Genomic DNA, 20,900 nt, shown 5'->3' with positions numbered 1-20,900 from the left:
TACGGTCCGGTAACCGGCCTTTGGCGCTTTGAGTCATGGCAGTATTTTTTCGGGTTTTATGATTTATAAACCGAATTATATAAGGTTAGTTTGAAAAAGAAACCACCAAATAGGGCTGCGCTTTCACTAAAATGCAGCATAATTTTTTTCAATTCACTGGATTAAAACCCTATGTTATTCCAAGGCCAACTGACCACCAGTCACGCTATTCGTCAAACCATGCGCGATCATTACCGCGCTGATGAAGATCAGGTACTCAACAACTTATTGCCTATTGCTGATATTGGCCCTGCGGCGCGCAGCCGTGCCTGGGAAAAAGCCCGTCAGTTGGTAGTGAATATCCGTGAAGCTCAGGTCGGTAAAGGTGGTGTAGACGCCCTGCTGAACGAGTTTTCGTTGTCGACCGAAGAAGGTTTAGTGCTGATGTGTTTAGCCGAAGCCTTATTACGTGTGCCAGACAAACATACGGCCGACCTGCTAATTCGCGACAAGTTATCCAACGGGGATTGGAGCTCGCATTTAGGCAATAGCGAATCCTTATTTGTGAATATCTCGGCCTGGGGTTTATTGCTGACCGGCAAGCTGGTGAATTACAGCGATGATCAGAAAAAAGCTCAGTTTGGTTTATTAAAACGTACCTGTGGCCGTATGGGCGAGCCAGTGATCCGTCAGGCCGTGCGTTATGCGATGCAAATTATGGGCACCCAGTTTGTCATGGGCACCAGCATTGAAAAAGCGGTAGAACGTGCAGTAGAGCTGGAAAGCAAAGGTTTTACTTACTCCTACGATATGCTGGGTGAAGGCGCCCGCACTATGGACGACGCCAACCGTTATTTCGACAGCTACATGATGGCCATTAAAGTCATAGGCACTGCAGCGAAAAAACGTGGCCCATTAAAAAGCCCTGGCATTTCAGTGAAATTATCGGCCATTCACCCACGCTACGAATTTACCCATCGCGACCGCGTGATCAGCGAATTAGTACCCCGCTTAAAACAACTGGCGATTGCTGCTAAAGCTTATGACATCAGCTTTACTGTGGATGCTGAAGAAGCTGACCGTTTAGATTTGTCGTTGGATATTATCGAAGCTGTATTCTCCGATCCTGAATTAAACGGCTGGGAAGGTTTTGGTTTAGCAGTTCAGGCCTACTCCAAACGTGGTTTGTTTGTGATTGAATGGCTGCGTGAGCTGACGGTCAAAGTTGGCCGTAAAATGATGGTGCGTCTGGTGAAAGGCGCATACTGGGATACTGAAGTAAAAGTCAGCCAGACCGAAGGTTTAAGCGACTTCCCGGTGTTCAGCCGCAAGCCGTCGACCGATGTGTCTTATCAGGCTTGTGCCAAAAAGATGCTGGAATACCGCGACAGTATTTACCCTATGTTTGCCACTCACAACGCTTATACCGTCGCCACTATCTTAGAAATGGCACCGGATCGCACTGGTTATGAGTTCCAGCGTTTACACGGTATGGGTGATGCGCTGTACGATCAAATTGTGGCTGATGACAAAGTACCTTGCCGTATTTATGCCCCTGTCGGTGAACACTCAGACTTACTGGCCTATTTAGTCCGTCGTTTATTAGAAAACGGCGCTAACAGCTCTTTTGTGAACAACATTGTTGATGAAAATATTCCGGTTGAATCTTTATTAAAAGATCCGGTGGAAACTGTGCGCGCCTGGAGCAAAAAACGTAATAACTCTATTCCGTTACCAGATCAGCTGTACGGTGCGGCTCGCCTGAACTCTAAAGGTCAGGACTTTACCGATATCGATCAGGTCACAGCTATGCGTGCAGCTATGGACACATGGCTCGCTTCTGTCAGCCAGATTGAAGTACCAGCAGGTGCTTTTGCTGTGACTAACCCGGCCAACACCAAAGAAGTGATAGGTTTCCATCATCACAGCAACAGTGCTCAGATGGAACAGACGGTAACCAACGCTGAAGCCGCATTCCCGGCCTGGTCTGCGACTGCTGTGACTGAACGCGCTCTACTTTTAAATAAACTAGCTGATCAGCTGGAGTTACACCGCGACGAATTACTGGCTTTATGTATTAAAGAAGCGGGTAAAACAGTGGGCGACAGCATGGCCGAAGTACGCGAAGCTGTTGATTTCTGTCGTTATTACGCTGCTGAAGCCAGCAAGAACCTGCAAGCATCTCAAGCCCGTGGTGTAGTGCTTTGTATCAGCCCGTGGAACTTCCCATTAGCTATTTTCTTAGGTCAGGTCAGCGCAGCTTTAGTGGCTGGTAATACAGTAGTAGCTAAGCCTGCCGAACAAACCAGCTTAATTGCTGTGCGTACTCTGGAGCTGATGAAAGCTGCTGGTTTCCCGGACAATGTAGTTCAACTGGTGATAGCACCAGGTCGTCAGGTTGGCGAAGTCATAGTGCCGGATACCCGTATTCAGGCCGTGATGTTTACAGGTTCTACTGAAACAGGTGCCTGGATTGCCCGTAAACTGGCCGAACGTGGTGGCGAGCCAGTGCCTCTAATTGCCGAAACCGGTGGTCAGAACTGTATGATTGTTGACTCTACCGCTCTGCCTGAGCAAGTGGTTGACGATGTGATCTCTTCTGGTTTCCAAAGCGCTGGTCAACGTTGTTCTGCCCTTCGTGTGCTGTTCCTGCAGGAAGATGTCGCCGATAAGATCATCACGATGATCAAAGGCGCTATGAAAGAGCTGCATGTTGGCGACCCGGCCTGGTTAAGCACTGACTTAGGTCCTGTTATTGATACCAAAGCTTTAGAGCGTTTAAACCAGCATGTGCAGTATCTGGAAGGCAAAGCCACCTTGCATTATGTCTGTGATGCACCATCTGCAGGCGATCACTACTTCTTCGCACCACGTTTATATGAAATCAGCAGCCTGAATCTGCTGGAACGTGAAGTCTTTGGCCCAGTAGTGCATATCATCCGCTTTAAAGCGGAAGAGCTGGATAAAGTCATTCAGCAAATTAACGCTACAGGTTATGGCCTGACTATGGGTATCCATAGCCGTATTGCACAAACCACTATGAAAGTCGCCAGCGAAATCAAAGCAGGTAACATCTATGTGAACCGCAATATGATCGGTGCTGTGGTGGGTGTTCAGCCATTTGGTGGCCGTGGTTTATCTGGTACTGGCCCTAAAGCCGGTGGCCCGTTCTACTTAAGCCGTCTGGTAAAAGAACATGAATTACAGGCCCCTGCTTTGGATGCTGCTGTACAACAACAGTTGGAAGCGGCCAGCGGTTTTGATGCTCAGTTGAATACTCAACTGCAGCAAATAGCTGTGGCTCAGGTGCCGTGGCTGAACCAAAACGTGACAAATCGCGGCTCTGTGTTACGTCGTTTTATCGCTCAGCTGGCTGGTAACAAGCTGGTATCAGAGCAAGAACACGACTTAAACGACGTGATCACCGCAGCCCGTGAACAGCTGCAGTTTATCGAAAAAGAGCTGGCTCAGCCTATGACTCTGCCAGGACCTACAGGTGAGTCCAACCAGTTGCATCTGGAAGCCAAAGGTGTAGTGGCGCTTATTCGCAGCGAACACAGCAGCTTCCAACACTGGATGCTGGCGTTAATCACGGCTCTGGTATCAGGTAATGCAGTGGTCAGTACTGCAGGCGAAGCTCAGCATGCAGAAATGGATACCTGCCGTAAGTTGTTACTGCAGGCTGGTTTACCAGCGAACTTGTTCCATTGGGTGAAGCTGCCAGCCTTAAAAGCGCTGTTAGCTCATCCTGCCCTTGCAACAGCTGTGATTGAAGGCACTAACCCGCTGAAAGCTTTATCTGCGCAGTGGATGGCGGCCCGTGATGGCGCTATCAGTGCTTTAGTCACCAGCCCTGCGGATCATCAGTTATTGCATCGTTTAGTGACAGAAAAAACCGTTACTATCAATACAACAGCTGCAGGTGGTAATGCCTCGTTAATGACGATGACAGACAACCTGGGTTAAAACTTCAGCAAAAGCTAATTAAATGTCAGGCCCGCCTTGTTGCGGGCTTTTTTTTTGCCTGAAAACGATGTATCATTTTTTTCATATTTACACATATTAACGAATTTCCGAAGTTCGGCAATTCCAGAGTCAGCCTATGACAGCACCAGCTCAGCTTAAAGTTCTTAGAATTACCGAATTGCAGCCAGGCATGTACGTGGTGTCTGTGCATAAGCAAAAAGGCAATGTCGAAATTAAAACCCAGGGCTGGGCCAGAACTGAGGCTGTGATAGAGCAACTGAAGAAAAAAGGCGTGCTGGAACTGGTGGTGGATTTAAGTAAAACTTTGGAGCAACCCAAAGTGGAAGCAGCCGCATCATCAGAACCTATGCCTGTAGCGTCAACAGGAAGAATACGCGAAAAAGTCAGTTTCGAACAAGAGTTAGGCCAGGCCAACACCTTATACCAACAAGCCAAAGGCCTGCAGAAAAAAGCTTTTGCCGATATTCAGGCGGGCCGTGAGTTGAACCTGCAACAGTTTCAGGACTGCGCTACGGGCTTTATCGACTCGGTATTTCGTAATCAGGATGCCCTACTCTGCATCAGCCGCATCCGCGAAAAAGATGCGTACCTGCTGGAACACTCGGTCAATGTGTCTATTCTAATGACCATTTTTGCCAAACAAATGAAATTTGACGAAGAGCTGATCCAGCAACTGGCCACAGGCGCCTTGTTGCACGACATAGGCAAAATTCTGGTACCGGACAGCATACTGAATAAACCCGGCAAACTGACGGCTGAAGAATTTGGTGAGATGCGCCGCCATGTGGTGTATAGCCATGAAATTTTACAGAAAATACCAGGCTTAAGCCCCATCAGTATTGATGTGGCGGCCGTGCATCACGAGCGGCTGGATGGCAAAGGTTATCCTCATGGTTTGGCTGAGCAGCAAATCTCTGTTTATGGCCGGATGATTTCTATAGTCGACACGTACGATGCCATTACTGCACAACGCTGTTACAAAGAAGGCCAGACCGGTATTTCGGCGCTGAAAATATTAAAACGCGAATCCCCTCAAAGTTTTGACCCTGTGCTGTTGGCGCAGTTTATTAAAGCTATAGGTATTCACCCTGTTGGCACGCTGGTCCGGCTAAGCAATGACAAACTGGGCATAGTGATTAAAACCAACGAACAAGATCCGCTGCGTCCTGTGATCAAAGTGTTTTACAACTGCAAGTTCAGACGTTATATCGAAATTTCTATTGTTGATCTGGCGAGTAATAAAGTGGATCTGGAGATTGAAGGCGCTGTGATGCCTGAAGATTTTGGCATTGATATTATTCGTTTTTTCCGTCAATCAGTGCTGGAGTAACAACGCCTTTAACGGCGTTGATAACTCCAGTCAGCTAAGGCTTCGACACTAAACTGTACCTGATTAAACTGCAGCACCACATACTGCGGCAATATTTCTTTGACCTGAATATCAGCGGTCACCCACTGGCCTTGTTGCAAGTCTTTGCCATTTACTTTGATCCAACGTTGTTTGGCATCCGTTGCGTAGACATGAGCTTCAAAGCGTAACGAAGGTAACTGGCGCTGTAATAAATCATCCAGCTGATTAATATCCTGGGCCGGGACATCGTGGTAATTAATTTCTTGTTTGCGTCGCTCCGGACTTTCGGCGGCCGCCAAAGCAGACTCAAATTTACCACGAAGTTCAGCTGATACATCGGATTCTTCCAGCTCTGCTGCTGGTAATAATTCGTCAACCGGGGTTAATTCTTCTTCTGTGTCCGCTTCCTGCATTTGTTCAAAATCAACAAAGTCTTCATCGGTCGAGCGCCCTAATACTTTCTCACCGCGTTTGGCCGATACAACCAATTGCGGATCTTCTTCCGGCACTGCTTCCAGTTGCACAGGCTCTGTTGGTTTTAATAAATCGGCCGCCAGTTGCAGTTCCATCGCGATATCAGCCGCATTGGCAATAGCAGGTGCAGCCTGAACAACAGGAGCAACCACCACTTCAGCGACAGGCTGTTTTTGATCGAATTGATACTGGCCAATAAAAAAGCCCAGCAGTAAACCTAAAACCACTAATAAAGTTAAAGCAGCAATACGCCAGCCATGGCCTGATGCAGCTTTTACTGCGGCCACCGGCACTTGCTGTTGTTGCTTTAACGCATCCATTAATAACGACATGACGGGTTCCTACCAAATAAATGCAGACAGCCCTGCACCAACACCTAACGCCACCAGCGTTAACACCGGCCATAACCACACAGGCCAGGCCGCTTTTTCCGGTTGAGGTTTTATCGCCAGCACTTCTGAAGCCGCCTGATTGACCAGACCTGCGTCAATTAACGCCTTTTGCTGACTATAACCCCCTAACAAAGCGCGGTCGCAGATTAAATTGAGCAGGCGTGGAATACCACCTGATAATTGAAATAATTTTTTTACCGCAGAAGCTGTAAACACAGGACGGCTACAACCAGCAACTTGTAAACGATAACTGATGTACTGCTGCACTTCCTGCTCGGTCAAAGGCATTAAGTGATAACGCGCCGTGATCCGCTGCGCCAGCTGACGTAAATCCTGACGCTGTAACAGCTGCTGCAATTCAGGCTGACCTATTAAAATCACCTGCAGCAGTTTTTTAGTATTAGTTTCTAAGTTGGTTAACAAACGCAGTTGTTCGAGCACGGCGGGCTGTAAATGCTGGGCTTCATCGATAATTAAAATGGTATTTTTACCGGCCTGATGGTTTTTCATCAGACGGTTGGTAATTTTGTCGGTCAGCATTTTTAAGCTGGCGTCGGATTTTTTGTAGCGGATTTTTAGCTGATCACAAATAGCAGCCAGCAATTCCAGTTCGTTTAAAGTGGGATTTAAGATAAAAGCCACTTCAGTTTGATCGGTCAGTTCCTGCAATAAACAGCGCGACACTGTGGTTTTGCCAGTACCGACTTCCCCCGTTAACAACACAAAACCACCAGCCTCACCTAAACCATAACGCAAATGCGCCAGAGCTTCGGCGTGGCGAGGACTTAAAAATAGAAAGTCAGGGTTAGGCGCTATGGAAAAAGGCTGACTGGTTAAACCGAAAAATCCGGTATACATAAGGTTCCCGCTGCTGAGTTTTGGCGACAACGCCAAGCAAAAATTTTACCCTAAGTAATTGAAGTTGCAGGGAGGCGACAAGCGAACGAGACCCCATGAGCATAGTTTTCCTATGTGATTGGGGCGAGAGAACGCAGGCAACAAAGCTGCAGCTTTAAGAACGACGGGTATATAATGGCAAAAAAATCAGGGGTGTGAAAGCATTGAAAATTTATCTTGTGGGCGGAGCTGTTCGCGACGAGCTGTTGGGCTACCCGGCTTTGGACCAGGACTGGCTGGTGGTTGGTGCTACACCTGAACAATTACTGGGGTTGGGTTATCAGGCTGTGGGCAAAGATTTCCCGGTGTTTTTGCATCCCAAAACCAAACAGGAATACGCTTTAGCCCGCACAGAACGTAAACAAGGCCAGGGCTACACAGGTTTTGCCTGTTATTTTGCACAAGACGTCACCTTAGAGCAGGATTTGCAGCGTCGTGACCTAACCATCAATGCGATAGCCAAAGATGATGCAGGCCAGCTGCACGACCCTTATGGCGGTGTGGCTGATATCAACGCAAAAATTCTGCGTCATGTCTCCCCTGCTTTTAGTGAAGACCCACTGCGGGTATTAAGAGTTGCCCGTTTTTATGCCCGTTATTTCCATAAAGGTTTTACTGTTGCTGCTGAAACTCTGCAGTTAATGACAGAACTGAGCCACAGTGGAGAGCTGCAGCATTTAACCGCTGAGCGGGTCTGGCAGGAAACGGCCCGCGCTTTAACAGAACAAGACCCACAAGCTTATTTTGAGTTGCTGCATAGCTGTGGCGCGTTAAAAGTATTGATGCCCGAACTGGATCAGCTGTGGGGAGTACCCAACCCGCCGCAGTGGCATCCGGAAATAGATACCGGCATCCACTGCATGCTCGTGCTGAAACAAGCGGCTTTATTGTCTGACCGATTAGATGTGCGTTTTGCCGCGCTTTGTCATGATGTGGGTAAAGGTATTACAGACCCGGCTTTATGGCCAAAACATCATGGTCATGAGCATAGTGGCTTGCCTTTAGTACAGGAGCTTTGTAGCCGCATTAGAGTACCCAACGACTGTCGTGATTTGGCGTTATTGGCCTGTGAATATCATCAGTTGCTGCACAAAGCTTTTGAGCTTCGCCCTGCCACAGTACAAAAGTTATTTGATAGCATAGATCTGTGGCGTAAACCCGAACGTCTGGATTTATTGCTGCTCTGTGCCATAGCCGATTTACGTGGTCGTACCGGCTTTGAACAGGCTGATTACCCACAAGCTGACTATTTACGTCAGCTCGCCAATGCAGCTCGTGCTATCGATGTGAAGACTATTGTCGCTTTGGGTTTAAAAGGTGAGGCTATTAAACTGGAAGTTGCCAAGGCACGGCTTGAGGCTATTAGCGCAGCTAAACAGCAGTGGCAGGAGCAGCATCCGGCCAGTTAAATGCCACTTGCCACAGCTTCTGTGGCACTTGGTAGTTTTGCCACATCTGCTGATAGTTTTGACCTGTCAGCGGATGGATTTGCTCTGGTGCCAGTTCGGACAAAGGCAACAATACAAAGGCGTTTTTAGTAATTTCGTCCCGCGGTAATTCAACAGGTTCTTTGCACACGAGTTGATCGTACGTCAGCAAATCCAGATCCAGCCGTTTGCCGCAAAACTTAGGCGATTTGGCAGGCCGGCCATATTTCTGTTCTATCGCCTTAAAAGCCGCGACACAGTCAGCCACAGATAAATGGGTGTTGGCTTCAGCCACCAGATTATAAAACGCATCACCATCAAAACCCACAGCTTCACTTTCATACACAGCAGAGCAGCGAATGTCACCGAATAATGCAGACAGCTCAAGATAAGCAGCGCTGATATGCAAATCACGCTCTATGTTGCTGCCAATACTGATATAAATCAGCGCCATTACCAATTCCCGCGGGATATAGATACACCGACACTGGCAGCAGCTGGCACAGCAGCAGGCTTAGCAATAGTCACTTTTACCGCTTTAGTCGGGAATTTTTCCAACACCATAGCTGCTACTTTTTCAGCCACAGTTTCAATTAATTCATGAGGTTGCTGGCATAGTTCTGCAATAGCAGTACAAACAGCGCTGTAATCCAGCGTATATTGCAAATCGTCAGTCGCGGCGGCCTGGCGGATATCGGTCGACAGTTCTAAATCAAACTCCAGCGTCTGCTGTATGGCTTTTTCCCACTCATACACACCTATTACCGTCTGAACCTTGAATTGCTTGATAAAAACTATATCCGTCATAGATTTCCGCTTTTGTTAAAGACTTGTTTCAGGTAGGCTGGTCGGATAGGCAAAAATTAAAAAAGCCTATACTCTGAACACCTTATTAAACAGGACGCGATTTTAGCGCACTTTGCCGGACTGAGGAACCTTAATCCATGACCGTCACTATAGCGATTTTGATGCTGTTAGCTTATTTAAGCGGCTCAATCTCGTCTGCCATTCTGGTCAGCCGCATATTCAGGCTGCCCGATCCGCGCACTCATGGTTCAGGTAATCCGGGCGCAACCAACGTATTGCGTTTAGGCGGCGCTGTTCCAGCCTCTATGGTGCTGGTATTTGATGTGCTCAAAGGCACTATTCCGGTTTGGGGTTCTTATTTTTTAGGCATAGAAGCCTTTTATCTGGGTATGATTGCAGTCTGCGCCTGCTTAGGTCATATATTCCCCATCTTTTTTGGCTTTAAAGGCGGTAAAGCAGTTGCTACAGCTTTTGGCAGTATGATGCCTATAGGGCTTGATTTAGCGGGTTTATTGATTTCTACCTGGATGATGCTGATAGGGGCTACCGGCTACTCGTCATTGGCCGCTATTGTCACTGTAGGCCTTGCGCCCATTTTCACCTGGTTTATCAAACCTCTGTATACCATTCCAGTGTCTATGCTAAGCCTTTTGATTATTATCCGTCACAAAGACAATATCATCAGGCTCTGGAATGGTCAGGAAACTAAGGTTTGGCATAAAAACCGCAAAACCAAACCTCAAGATCCCGAACAAGAATAATTAAAGTGCTGGCAACTGCTCCATAGGCCAACGTGGCGTTACGCCTATGGTTAAATCTTGATGCTGCCCTGCTCTTAAGCGCTGGAAGCCAGCAAAAGCAATCATAGCGCCATTGTCGGTGCAGAATTCTTTACGTGGGTAATAGACTTCGCCTTTTAAGCTTTTCAGTAAAACTTCCAGCTGTTCACGTAACGATGTATTGGCACTGACACCACCTGCCACCACTAAACGTTTTAAGCGCTGCTCTTTTAACGCACGACGACACTTTAAAACCAGTGTATCCACTACAGCCTGCTGGAATGACGCTGCGATATCTGCCTGTACTTCAGGGCTTTTGCCTTCAGCTGCAATCACATTAGCAGCGGCAGTTTTTAAACCACTGAAACTGAAATTCAAACCTGGTCTGTCTGTCATTGGACGAGGAAACGCATATTTATCGGCCTGACCCTGGGTCGCTAACTTGGCAAGCAAAGGTCCACCCGGATACTCCAGCCCCATCAATTTAGCTGTTTTATCAAAAGCTTCGCCTGCAGCATCATCGACAGATTCGCCCAATAACTGATAATGACCTATGCCATCTACCCGAACTAACTGGGTGTGACCGCCAGAGACTAACAAGGCGATAAAAGGAAACTCCGGTGGGTTTTCTTCCAGCATAGGTGCCAGTAAATGGCCTTCCATATGATGCACTGCAAGTGCTGGTTTGCCCCAGGCAAAAGCTAAACTGCGGCCTATTGAAGCACCCACTAACAAAGCTCCGGCTAAACCCGGGCCTGCTGTATAAGCCACACCGTCTATGTCGGACGCCTCACAACCTGCTTCTTTTAAAGCTTGTTGAATTAAAGGTAATGTTTTACGGATATGGTCACGTGAGGCCAGTTCAGGCACTACACCACCATAATCGGCATGCAAAGGGATCTGGCTGTATAACACATGACTTAGCAGACCCCGCTCTTCGTCGTACACAGCGATGCCGGTTTCATCACACGATGTTTCTATGCCAAGTACTCGCATTTTTCTCCCCTTACCTATATGCTACGCGGCGAATTGTACTGGGATCCGAGCATCATCACCAGTACAACACTTATTGCTTTACATTGGGGCTGGCTTTTGAGTAAAATGCCGCACCATTTTTAATCGTATTGGTTAGACACTAACCAGAGTTGACCGAGGTGAGAATTTAATGCCTGTTGTTAAAGTAAAAGAAAACGAACCATTTGACGTAGCTTTACGTCGTTTCAAGCGCTCTTGTGAAAAAGCTGGCGTATTAGCTGATGTACGCTCTAAAGAGTTTTTCGAGAAGCCAACTTGGGTTCGTAAGCGTAAGAAAGCTGCCGCTGTTAAGCGTCACATGAAAAAGCTTTCTCGCGAAAACGCTCGTCGCATCAAGCTTTACTAAGATTATTGCCTGACCTATGGCATTGTTAGAACAGCTGCAAGAAGCCCAAAAAGACGCAATGCGTGCCAAAGACAAATTGCGTCTCGGCACTATTCGTTTAGCTTTAGCTGAAATCAAACAACGTCAAATTGACTCGCAGCTGGTGCCTGATGACACCAATATTCTTCCTGTGTTGACCAAAATGGTAAAACAGCGGAAAGAATCTGCCAGTCAGTACAGTGCAGCAGGTCGGCAAGATTTAGCTGATATTGAATTAGCAGAAATCGTAATCGTAGAACAGTTTTTGCCACAAGCCTTATCTCAGGCTGAGCTGGATGATTTAGTGCAACAAGCTATTACTGCTGTTGCAGCCTCTGGAATGCAGGACATGGCGAAAGTCATGGCCCACTTAAAACCACAGGTTCAAGGCCGTACTGATATGGCCGTTTTAAGTCAGGTTATTAAAGCTCGTTTGAGTTAAGCTTCTAGCTGAACTACTGCACGCCGTGCCCTTAGCACGGCTTGTCTTTTTCTGAATACAAGTAAAAAGGAAAAAGGTGGCAGGACAAATCCCCAGACACTTTATCGACGACTTATTAGCTCGTACCGATATAGTGGAACTGATCGATCACAGAGTTCCGTTAAAAAAGGCCGGTAAGAATTACCAGGCTTGTTGCCCTTTCCATAACGAAAAATCCCCTTCTTTTACCGTAAGTAGCGACAAACAGTTTTATCATTGCTTTGGTTGTGGCGCTCACGGCAATGCCATCAGTTTTATGATGGCGTACGAACAGCTTGAATTTGTAGAAGCCATTGAAGAACTGGCGAAACAGCATCATTTAGAGATACCACGCGAACAAGGCAGTGGTAAGCAGTATCCGCAGGCTCAGGCCGACGATTACAGCCAGATGCAAAAAGCGGCACATTTGTATCAGCAACAGCTGAAGCAACAGGTTCATGCTGCCACTTATTTGCAGAAACGTGGTATTTCAGAAGCCACAGCAACAAAATACGGCATAGGCTACGCACCTGACAGCTGGGATTTTGTGTTAAAGCAATTAGGCGCTTCACGTTCAGCTCGTGATCAGCTGTTTGAAATTAAACTGATCAGCCGCAATGATCAGGGCCGTGAATACGATTTTTTCCGTGACCGGCTGATGTTTCCGATCCGGGATAAACGCGGCAGAGTGATAGGTTTTGGCGGCAGGGTGATAGGTGAAGGTACGCCAAAGTATCTAAACTCACCTGAGACCCGACTTTTCCATAAAGGCCGTGAACTTTATGGTTTATACGAAGCCAGACAAAGCCAGGATCGGCTGAATCGTGTGCTGATTGTTGAAGGTTATATGGACGTGGTGGGGCTTGCCGAGCAAGGAATATCTTTTGCTGTGGCTTGTTTAGGCACCGCCACGACCCCAGATCACATGCATACGTTATTCCGCCTGACCAGCACTGTGACTTGCTGTTACGACGGCGACAGAGCAGGCCGCGACGCCGCATGGCGCGCCTTACAAAGTGCTTTACCGCATTTAAAAGATGGCGTGGAACTGAATTTTGTATTTTTACCGGACGGCGAAGACCCGGATTCGCTGGTGCAAAAAGAAGGCAAAGATACCTTTTTAAACCGTCTGGAACAGGCCATGCCTTTAGGTCAGTATTTATTTGACCATCTGGCCAAAGAGTTAGATTTAAACAGCGATGCCGGAAAATCCGCCTTATGGGTTAAAGGCAATGAGCTGATTAAACAAATTCCAAGTGAATTTTATCGCGATGCCTTGTTTGAAACCCTGGGATCGCTGGTCGGTAAATCGTCGCAGCAAAACACTGCAGCCAGAAGCCAGACTAAAGTGCAGAGCAAAGCTGCTGTAACCACTAAAATTACGCCGATGCGCCGGGCTATTGCGTTATTACTGCAATACCCTGCCCTTGCCAAAGTGATGCCACTGGCTCCTGAACTGGCAGAAGCGAATTTACCTGGTATTCAGTTATTGCTGACAGTACAGCAGACTTTATTAGCTCAGCCTGAACTGACCACAGCACAATTGCTGGAACATTGGCGCGATATGCCTGAATACAACATATTAGTGAAGCTGGCTTTATGGGACCATCAGGTTGCCGAAGAGCAGTTAACCAAAGAATTTCTGGATACCTTCCGCTCTATAGAAGATCAGTATCTGGGTCAACGTCTGGAAGAATTGCAGCGCAAAGATACTTTGCAGCAACTGACCACGGCGGAAAAACACGAATTTGTGTTGCTGTTAAAAGCTTTTAAAAGCAAATAACCGTGAGTAAGCCGTCATTGCGCGGTGGCTAGAAAAGCCGCGCTTTGTTATAATCGCTAATTCGCATTTTTGAACTAACTATTTGGGTGGAAGAACAGCCTCTATGGAGCATAATCCTCAGTCGCAACTAAAACTCCTGATCTTAAAGGGTAAAGAGCAAGGTTATTTGACCTTTGCTGAAGTTAATGATCATCTTCCACAAGATATTATTGACTCCGATCAGATCGAAGACATTATCCGTATGATCAATGACATGGGTATTCAGGTGTTTGAAACAGCACCAGATGCCGATGACCTGATCATGTCTGACGCTGCGCCGGATGAAGACGCCGCAGAAGAAGCCGCTCAGGCTTTAGTCAGTGTGGATAAAGAGTTAGGTCGCACTACAGATCCGGTCCGCATGTATATGCGCGAAATGGGCACTGTAGAGCTGTTAACCCGTGAAGGCGAAATCGACATCGCCAAACGGATTGAAGATGGTATCAATCAGGTTCAGACCTCTGTGGCTGAATACCCTGAAGCCATCACCTACCTGTTAGAACAGTGGGATAAATTCGAAGCCGAAGAAATTCGCTTAAGTGACATTGTCACCGCTTTTATCGATCCAAACGAAGTGGATGATATGGCCCCAACGGCCACTCATATCGGTTCTGACGTGCCAGAAGAAGAACTGGCCGATGAAGACGCTGATATCACAGGCGATGACGAAGAGTCAGAAGACTCGGACGAAGAGGCTGACACTGGCCCGGATCCGGAAATGGCGCGCGAGAAGTTTGGTGAACTGCGTACTCAGTACGAAGTAACCCGTGCCTCTATCGTCAAAAACGGCCGTGAACACCAGACCACCAAAGAAGAAATTGAAAAACTCAGCGAAGTTTTCCGTTGCTTCCGTTTAGTACCAAAACAGTTCGACCGTCTGGTCAAAAACATGCGTGAAATGATGGACCGCGTACGCGTCCAGGAACGTATTGTGATGAAGAACTGCGTTGAGTACGCAAAAATGCCAAAGAAAAACTTTATGAAGTCTTTCAGCGGCAACGAAAACTCAACGGCATGGATCGACGCCGAAATTGCTGCAGGCAAACCTTATTCAGCCAAGCTGGGTGAGATGCGTGACGATTTGTTCCGCAGCGTTGAGAAGCTGAAAAAAATTGAAGAAGAGACTGGCCTTTCGATCTTTAAAATTAAAGATATCAACCGTCGCATGTCGATTGGTGAAGCTAAGGCCCGTCGTGCGAAAAAAGAAATGGTTGAGGCGAACTTACGTCTGGTTATTTCTATCGCGAAAAAATACACCAACCGTGGTTTACAATTCCTTGATTTAATTCAGGAAGGTAACATCGGCTTGATGAAGGCTGTCGACAAGTTCGAATACCGTCGTGGTTATAAGTTTTCAACTTATGCTACATGGTGGATCCGTCAGGCCATTACCCGTTCTATCGCTGACCAGGCCCGTACTATCCGGATCCCTGTGCATATGATCGAAACCATCAACAAACTGAACCGTATTTCGCGTCAGATGTTGCAGGAAATGGGTCGTGAGCCGTCTCCGGAAGAATTGTCCGAACGTATGGGCATGCCGGAAGACAAGATCCGTAAAGTGCTGAAAATTGCGAAAGAGCCAATCTCCATGGAAACACCTATAGGTGATGATGAAGATTCGCATCTGGGCGATTTTATCGAAGACAGCACTTCAGAATCGCCGCTGGATTCAGCGACCATGGAAAGCTTAAAAGCCGCCACCAACGAAGTATTGGCCGGTTTAACAGCCCGTGAAGCAAAAGTACTGCGTATGCGTTTTGGTATCGATATGAATACCGACCATACGTTGGAAGAAGTGGGTAAACAGTTTGACGTAACACGGGAACGTATCCGTCAAATCGAAGCCAAAGCGCTGCGTAAACTGCGCCACCCTTCCCGTTCAGAAGTATTAAAAAGCTTCCTCGACGAGTAGATTTATCTGCATAAAAAGGCACCTTCGGGTGCCTTTTTTATTGAAGCGGATAAAAAGTAAGCAATCGATACAAACTCTGTGTTATCAAGCGGTGACAACGGCGGAAAAACTTCTTATACTGCCTGCGCTCTTAAGGGTTGCGATTGCAAAACCTAAAGACGCTTCTCAAATGGCCCTATAGCTCAGTTGGTTAGAGCATCCGACTCATAATCGGCAGGTCCCTGGTTCAAGTCCAGGTGGGGCCACCATTTATCAAGCACTTACGTTACTTCTTTTGATTCACTTTAAGTCTGTGCTACCAATATCTTCATCTTTTTCAAGTAACTATCCAATATCTCAGCTAATTCGCTAATAACATTGATGTTCGCGCGCACAATCCACATGGATCCCCTAATGATGCCAAGGATAACGAATGCTGTAGCTTCTCCATTCAAAGCAGGAGCAATTAAACTCTTACAATAGCCTATTGCAGGAACGCTTAAATATATCATCATGGTATAACGAGCTAACCTTAGTAGACTTGCGACATGAGCTAGCATCTGTCAAAAGAGAGATTGCCCAACTTTGTCGGTAATATAACGACCTAGCACTGATATTACTTTTTTCATAGTAGACCCTTCTTTTTGGAAACAGAGGGTACTGTAAAATAAATTTCTGACTTTCTGGGATGACAAAGAACGCTAAATTGCCCGCTTAATAGTTTTGTTTAGGTTGTTAGCTATTAAACGTAAATATGTCTCGATAACCTCCGGTCTAAAATATCCCATTTCCTGCAATACAGTTTCCAGTGCGAAATGCCGTATTATAACTGTAACTCGCGCATACGCTCCTGCACATAAATATCGCGCAGGGCATGTGCACTAGTAGATCAGTTTAATGTGCTAGTGGATACTGAACTAAAAGATATAGGCGAGTCAGTTCTGAAAACAGAAATAAATAGCCCACACTAGGCGACCAAAACACTTGCTCCCGCAGCGCTGTATTGTTTTATCTGCTTATCATTCGGATTTCAACAATTCATTGCACCTAAGCAAGATGTACTGTTAAATACTGTTAGTTCACAAACTAACTACAGCAACACTTAAATCGCTTATTTCTCTAGAAGGTAGTAGTGAGCAGTTACCGGTTGAAATGGAGTTTCCAGAGAATGGAGTTAAACGTTAATAATCGCAATTTTGGTTTTCTGGCAGAGCACTATTCACTTTTTGTAGAACTTGCACGTGTAGGTATCGAACTTGACGCGCAAACGACTCAGATAGACCTTCTGTATAACACCAACCGCGAATACAAACTTGAACCTGTCAGCAAAACTGAAGCTGAACTGTGATTTGCACCCAGTTAAAAAGAAGGAACAAAGCCTGATTTATCTGAGAACCTTGAGTTCTATAGGTGAGTACAGGACTGATGCTAGTGGGGAATTAGCTACGCCGATTCCGACTGAGCAAGATGATTGTAAAAACAGTTTTTACCGATAAACAATAAGTAAAGAGTACCAACATGGAAATATTAGAAAGTTTACTTCGTAGCTTTAACACGGACACAGTTAATACCATTATTTTATTGGCCATGCTGGTGATCGTTGGGCTGGGCCTTTGGTTCACCAAACAGGCAAAGCAAATTGAATTTGTTCATTATGTACCAACCCTACTAACCACTCTGGGTATTTTTGGTACTTTTTTAGGTATTGTGCTTGGCTTACTTGATTTTAATCAACATGACATCGAAGCGAGTATTCCGCCGCTGCTTGAAGGATTAAAAACCGCATTTATTACAAGTTTGGCCGGTATTTTTTTCTCAGTCGTCTTTAAAACCTTGTCTACGTTCTCCTTTCTCAAACCCAAACTGGTGGAGGAAAGCATCACGCACGCAACCCCAGAGGCTATTTTGGGTGCTATGCAGGCCCAGATCGTTGAAGTTAAAGCACTAAAAGATGCTCTAGTGGGCAATGAAGAATCTACGCTATTTGGTCAATTGAAAATCCTGCGTGGCGATATGAACGATAATGCCAAAGCATCCCTTAAAAGCACTACAGAAAAAGCTGAACAACAGCAACAGAACTTTGCAGCATTCTCTGACAAATTGTGGCTTAAACTGCAAGACTTTGCTGACACCTTATCTAAGTCTGCCACTGAGCAGGTTATTGAGGCACTCAAGCAAGTGATTGTTGATTTTAACCACAATCTGACAGAACAGTTTGGCGATAATTTTAAGCGACTCAATGAAGCTGTGTTTAAGTTGGTTGAATGGCAGGAAACCTACAAACTGCAACTAGAGCAGATGCAACAGCAATATGCACAGGGTGTGGAGTCTATTAGTGCCACAGAAGCCTCAGTTGCGCATATCTCCGAGCAAAGCAAAATGATCCCCCAGTCTATGCAGGAACTGAAAACAGTTATGGAAGTGAACCAACATCAACTGGCTGAACTTGAGCGTCACCTTGAAGCGTTCAAAGACATGCGTGACAAAGCTGTTGAAGCAGTACCGCAAATTCAACAGCAAGTCCAGGCAACTGTGAACGACATATCTGCAGCCGTCAATGCTGCGAGTGAGCACTACCAGAAGTTGTTGTCCGAGTCAGACGAGTACATAAAAGCACACGTCAATACTTCAAATGATTTGCTAGACAAGTTTGCGCGCGAAACGGAAAAAGGTATTACCCACGTGGGCGAGCGCCTGAAAGAAAGTTCTGAGCGCATCAGTAAGGATGTAGAACTAGCTGCAAACGAATTCACTGACAACACGTCTCGCACCAATGAAGCGTTGCAATCAAGTTCCGATTATTTACAGGCTCAGACTGAAGTAATCAAACAACACCTGCAAGATGCAGTCAGTGATCTGAACTCTCAGATGCGTGACATGATTGAAAAAATGGTGGCTGATGCTAAAGATATGACCTCAACCATGAAAGAAGCTAATAAGAACCTAGTACAAGATACCGAGCAAATGCGCGATATCGTGATTACATCTGCCGATAAGCTTCAACTACGCCTCAATGAAGTGATTGATGAGGCTGCAACTCAGCAAATCAATCAAGCAAAACGGACTTTCGATGCGATGGAGGAGCAAGTTAAGCAACAAGTAGGTTTCACCGCTGAGGCTGTAGATTCACAACTGAAGCTGATAGATTCAGCGATGCAGCAAGAGATCAACCGCGTCATGAATGAGATGGGCCAGGCTCTGGCTCAGGTTAGTGGCAGGTTCGTTGAAGACTACATCAGACTGACACAAGCTATGAATGAAATTGTGAATAAGCGAGTAGCATGATGAATAAGCTGTTTGGAACCAGTTCAGCATCACAAGAAAGCGGCGAGCATTGGCTGACTGTCTCCGATCTGATGGCAGGACTGATGATGGTGTTTTTGTTTATTGCTATAGTCTTCATGATGAATACGCAAAAAGAAAACGAAAAAATAAAAGATGTTGCCGTTGCATATCAACAGAATCAGGTAGCTATCTATGAGGCTCTACAGACAGAATTTAAAAATGATCTACAAAAATGGGGAGCCACTATCGACAAGGAGACGCTGGCATTTAATTTTCAATCTCCTGATGTGCTATTTGCCAACAATGCAACAACGCTCAGTGATGCATACAAAGAGATACTGAAAGATTTCTTTCCAAGGTATATAGAAGTATTGAGACCCTACCGAGAGTCTCTGGACGAAATTCGTATTGAGGGACACACCTCAAGTGCTGGTCCTCGAGGATCAACAGAAAGCCAAGCCTATTTCCACAATATGAATTTATCTCAGGGACGCACCCGTGCTGTACTGGAATACGCTTATGCGTTAATGCCACTAGAGGTTAATTGGATTAAAGCTAATATCGCGGCGGTTGGTTTTTCATCGTCACGATTGGTCTTTAAAGACAGCGCAGAAGATGCAGCGCAATCCCGACGAGTCTCTTTTAGGGCAATTACCAATGCCGATATTCAGATCAAACGTATCTTGGAGAGTCAGTAAGTGAAATTGACTGTCGACCTCACCGCTTTACACAAAGCGATCGCGCCGCTTGGAAATGTTGTGACTAATTTTTCTGTCCAAAGCAAATCTGGCGAATGGACTGACATTGGAGAGCATCTCAAAAACGGAATGATTCTGGGCGTTGATATTGAACTAAATGACATCGACGGCAGCAACGGCATACTTGGCTATGATGGTCATCAGGTTATGCTTTATATACCTGACCAAAGCAGCAATATCATACAGATACTTCATGACGGGAAACAAAAAACTGCAAAACGTGTTCATGTCGCTGAATGTAAGACTATTATTAGCATGCGCGAACGCGGAAGGTTTAATGACAGGTACGATGTAATTAGTCGTATTGATGGTTTCTTTCCTGTCTTTGGCGTCGATTATCGAACACAGCAAGAAATTAAAGGTGATGCAGACTTGGCGGTGTGTCAGAATTGCCTAAGCCTTCTGAACCATCAGGATTTCTCAAACGCTAGCTGGCCTGAAAAAAACAAACTCGTTAATGAGTTTTCTTATGCAAAATTTTTTGAGACGTATAGTTCGTATTTCAAATCTTTACCAAAATCCACCGTAGGATTCCAATCAGCGGGATATACAGCTGACTGGTCAGTCATTTCCTCAAAGATTAGAGCTGATCTTGATTACGCCTGTGAACAGTGTGGTGTTAATCTAACAGACAATCCTAAATTACTGCACGTCCACCATATCAATGGCAATAAAGCGGACAACAGCAAACAAAACTTGCGGGCTTTATGTGCTGACTGCCACAAGAAACAGCCCCATCATGGGCACCTGTATGTTAGTAACGAAGATATACAACGGATCAACGAGTGTCGACGCGAGCAACATAAATTCGATGTGTTTAACTATGCCAACGTACTTAAATGCGCTGATTCAGCGCTAGAAGGTTTGATATTGAAGTGCAAATCTACCGCTCTGCCAGGGCCAGAACTTGGGGTTGCCCTTAATGATGGTAGTAAGATGATTTCAATCGATCTCTGCTGGCCAAGACGAAAAGTTGCTGTGCTGATAAATATGAGCAACGCTCATAGTTTGAAAGAACATGGTTGGAATGTGTTCTCAGCTTTTGATGCATTAAATAGTTTCACAGGATTTCAGGCGAAAATAAGATGATCTGGAATGCTAGTTAAAATTTAAATCGAGGACATGCAACTGAGGAATATCCTCACCTTAGCTGCATATACTCCGACGTTGTGTTTCTGTAAAAACACCA

General features: G+C 46.0%; 17 protein-coding genes and 1 tRNA gene. 13 read left to right on the top strand and 5 right to left on the bottom strand.

The window, feature by feature from the left end:
- The first annotated feature begins 171 nt into the window (after positions 1-171).
- Complete coding sequence (gene putA / locus LSG34_RS07305; protein WP_233008168.1) at positions 172-3,945, top strand: bifunctional proline dehydrogenase/L-glutamate gamma-semialdehyde dehydrogenase PutA; 3,774 nt, start codon at positions 172-174, stop codon at positions 3,943-3,945.
- A 136-nt stretch (positions 3,946-4,081) separates the two neighbouring features.
- A complete protein-coding gene (locus LSG34_RS07300) occupies positions 4,082-5,296 on the top strand; it encodes an HD-GYP domain-containing protein (protein ID WP_233008167.1) in 1,215 nt (404 codons plus the stop codon).
- A gap of 8 nt (positions 5,297-5,304) precedes the next feature.
- Here the strand turns inward: LSG34_RS07300 and LSG34_RS07295 are convergent, their stop codons facing one another.
- Positions 5,305-6,123, bottom strand: a complete 819-nt coding sequence (locus tag LSG34_RS07295) for a general secretion pathway protein GspB (RefSeq protein WP_233008166.1) — start codon at positions 6,121-6,123, stop codon at positions 5,305-5,307.
- Between the two features lie 9 nt (positions 6,124-6,132).
- A complete protein-coding gene (locus LSG34_RS07290; RefSeq protein ID WP_269822821.1) occupies positions 6,133-7,041 on the bottom strand; it encodes an ExeA family protein in 909 nt (302 codons plus the stop codon).
- A gap of 203 nt (positions 7,042-7,244) precedes the next feature.
- Here LSG34_RS07290 and LSG34_RS07285 point away from each other — a divergent pair, with 203 nt between their 5' ends.
- Entirely contained in the window at positions 7,245-8,489 is a 1,245-nt protein-coding gene (locus LSG34_RS07285) for a multifunctional CCA addition/repair protein (protein WP_233008165.1), read from the top strand.
- Here LSG34_RS07285 and folK read toward each other — a convergent pair.
- A complete protein-coding gene (folK, locus tag LSG34_RS07280) occupies positions 8,452-8,961 on the bottom strand; it encodes a 2-amino-4-hydroxy-6-hydroxymethyldihydropteridine diphosphokinase (protein WP_233008164.1) in 510 nt (169 codons plus the stop codon). The two genes, LSG34_RS07285 and folK, sit on opposite strands and share 38 nt — an antisense overlap.
- On the bottom strand, positions 8,961-9,314 hold the full coding sequence (gene folB, locus LSG34_RS07275) for a dihydroneopterin aldolase (protein ID WP_233008163.1): 354 nt from the start codon (positions 9,312-9,314) through the stop codon (positions 8,961-8,963). The genes folK and folB overlap by 1 nt, the downstream gene beginning before the upstream one ends.
- A 137-nt stretch (positions 9,315-9,451) precedes the next feature.
- On the opposite strand from folB, the gene plsY reads away from it, so the two are divergent.
- On the top strand, positions 9,452-10,075 hold the full coding sequence (gene plsY / locus LSG34_RS07270; protein ID WP_233008162.1) for a glycerol-3-phosphate 1-O-acyltransferase PlsY: 624 nt from the start codon (positions 9,452-9,454) through the stop codon (positions 10,073-10,075).
- On the opposite strand, the gene tsaD is transcribed toward plsY, so the two are convergent.
- A complete protein-coding gene (tsaD, locus tag LSG34_RS07265; RefSeq protein WP_233008161.1) occupies positions 10,076-11,089 on the bottom strand; it encodes a tRNA (adenosine(37)-N6)-threonylcarbamoyltransferase complex transferase subunit TsaD in 1,014 nt (337 codons plus the stop codon).
- A gap of 169 nt (positions 11,090-11,258) precedes the next feature.
- Between tsaD and rpsU the strand changes: the two genes are divergently transcribed.
- The 9 genes from rpsU to LSG34_RS07220 all read left to right on the top strand — a co-directional run bounded on the left by rpsU (position 11,259) and on the right by LSG34_RS07220 (position 20,800).
- Complete coding sequence (gene rpsU, locus LSG34_RS07260; protein WP_008899776.1) at positions 11,259-11,474, top strand: 30S ribosomal protein S21; 216 nt, start codon at positions 11,259-11,261, stop codon at positions 11,472-11,474.
- Between the two features lie 16 nt (positions 11,475-11,490).
- Positions 11,491-11,934 carry a GatB/YqeY domain-containing protein gene (locus LSG34_RS07255; RefSeq protein WP_233008160.1) on the top strand — a complete coding sequence of 148 codons (444 nt, stop codon included), beginning with the start codon at positions 11,491-11,493 and terminating at the stop codon, positions 11,932-11,934.
- A gap of 76 nt (positions 11,935-12,010) precedes the next feature.
- Positions 12,011-13,735 carry a DNA primase gene (gene dnaG, locus LSG34_RS07250; protein WP_233008159.1) on the top strand — a complete coding sequence of 575 codons (1,725 nt, stop codon included), beginning with the start codon at positions 12,011-12,013 and terminating at the stop codon, positions 13,733-13,735.
- Positions 13,736-13,838: 103 nt separating this feature from the next.
- Complete coding sequence (gene rpoD, locus LSG34_RS07245; protein WP_233008158.1) at positions 13,839-15,689, top strand: RNA polymerase sigma factor RpoD; 1,851 nt, start codon at positions 13,839-13,841, stop codon at positions 15,687-15,689.
- A gap of 171 nt (positions 15,690-15,860) precedes the next feature.
- Positions 15,861-15,937, top strand: a tRNA-Ile gene (locus LSG34_RS07240).
- 899 nt (positions 15,938-16,836) lie between these two features.
- Complete coding sequence (locus LSG34_RS07235) at positions 16,837-17,016, top strand: hypothetical protein (RefSeq protein WP_233008157.1); 180 nt, start codon at positions 16,837-16,839, stop codon at positions 17,014-17,016.
- A gap of 170 nt (positions 17,017-17,186) precedes the next feature.
- Positions 17,187-18,953, top strand: coding sequence for a MotA/TolQ/ExbB proton channel family protein (locus tag LSG34_RS07230; protein WP_233008156.1), 1,767 nt, complete (start codon positions 17,187-17,189; stop codon positions 18,951-18,953).
- Positions 18,950-19,651 carry an OmpA/MotB family protein gene (locus LSG34_RS07225; RefSeq protein ID WP_233008155.1) on the top strand — a complete coding sequence of 234 codons (702 nt, stop codon included), beginning with the start codon at positions 18,950-18,952 and terminating at the stop codon, positions 19,649-19,651. The genes LSG34_RS07230 and LSG34_RS07225 overlap by 4 nt, the downstream gene beginning before the upstream one ends.
- Positions 19,652-20,800 carry an HNH endonuclease signature motif containing protein gene (locus LSG34_RS07220; RefSeq protein ID WP_233008154.1) on the top strand — a complete coding sequence of 383 codons (1,149 nt, stop codon included), beginning with the start codon at positions 19,652-19,654 and terminating at the stop codon, positions 20,798-20,800. It begins immediately after the preceding gene.
- Positions 20,801-20,900 lie beyond the last annotated feature (100 nt).

The sequence above is a fragment of the Rheinheimera faecalis genome, assembly GCF_021290965.1.
Classification (GTDB): domain Bacteria; phylum Pseudomonadota; class Gammaproteobacteria; order Enterobacterales; family Alteromonadaceae; genus Pararheinheimera; species Pararheinheimera faecalis.
The sequence above is the reverse complement of the archived record's forward strand: the minus strand, read 5'-3'. Positions and strand labels throughout refer to the sequence as shown.

Coding starts and splice junctions, on each gene's coding strand:
- putA (WP_233008168.1), top strand. CDS start 172: ATGTTATTCCAAGGCCAACTGACCACCAGTCACGCTATTCGTCAAACC.
- LSG34_RS07300 (WP_233008167.1), top strand. CDS start 4,082: ATGACAGCACCAGCTCAGCTTAAAGTTCTTAGAATTACCGAATTGCAG.
- LSG34_RS07295 (WP_233008166.1), bottom strand. CDS start 6,123: ATGTCGTTATTAATGGATGCGTTAAAGCAACAACAGCAAGTGCCGGTG.
- LSG34_RS07290 (WP_269822821.1), bottom strand. CDS start 7,041: ATGTATACCGGATTTTTCGGTTTAACCAGTCAGCCTTTTTCCATAGCG.
- folK (WP_233008164.1), bottom strand. CDS start 8,961: ATGGCGCTGATTTATATCAGTATTGGCAGCAACATAGAGCGTGATTTG.
- folB (WP_233008163.1), bottom strand. CDS start 9,314: ATGACGGATATAGTTTTTATCAAGCAATTCAAGGTTCAGACGGTAATA.
- plsY (WP_233008162.1), top strand. CDS start 9,452: ATGACCGTCACTATAGCGATTTTGATGCTGTTAGCTTATTTAAGCGGC.
- tsaD (WP_233008161.1), bottom strand. CDS start 11,089: ATGCGAGTACTTGGCATAGAAACATCGTGTGATGAAACCGGCATCGCT.
- rpsU (WP_008899776.1), top strand. CDS start 11,259: ATGCCTGTTGTTAAAGTAAAAGAAAACGAACCATTTGACGTAGCTTTA.
- LSG34_RS07255 (WP_233008160.1), top strand. CDS start 11,491: ATGGCATTGTTAGAACAGCTGCAAGAAGCCCAAAAAGACGCAATGCGT.
- rpoD (WP_233008158.1), top strand. CDS start 13,839: ATGGAGCATAATCCTCAGTCGCAACTAAAACTCCTGATCTTAAAGGGT.
- LSG34_RS07235 (WP_233008157.1), top strand. CDS start 16,837: ATGGAGTTAAACGTTAATAATCGCAATTTTGGTTTTCTGGCAGAGCAC.
- LSG34_RS07230 (WP_233008156.1), top strand. CDS start 17,187: ATGGAAATATTAGAAAGTTTACTTCGTAGCTTTAACACGGACACAGTT.
- LSG34_RS07225 (WP_233008155.1), top strand. CDS start 18,950: ATGATGAATAAGCTGTTTGGAACCAGTTCAGCATCACAAGAAAGCGGC.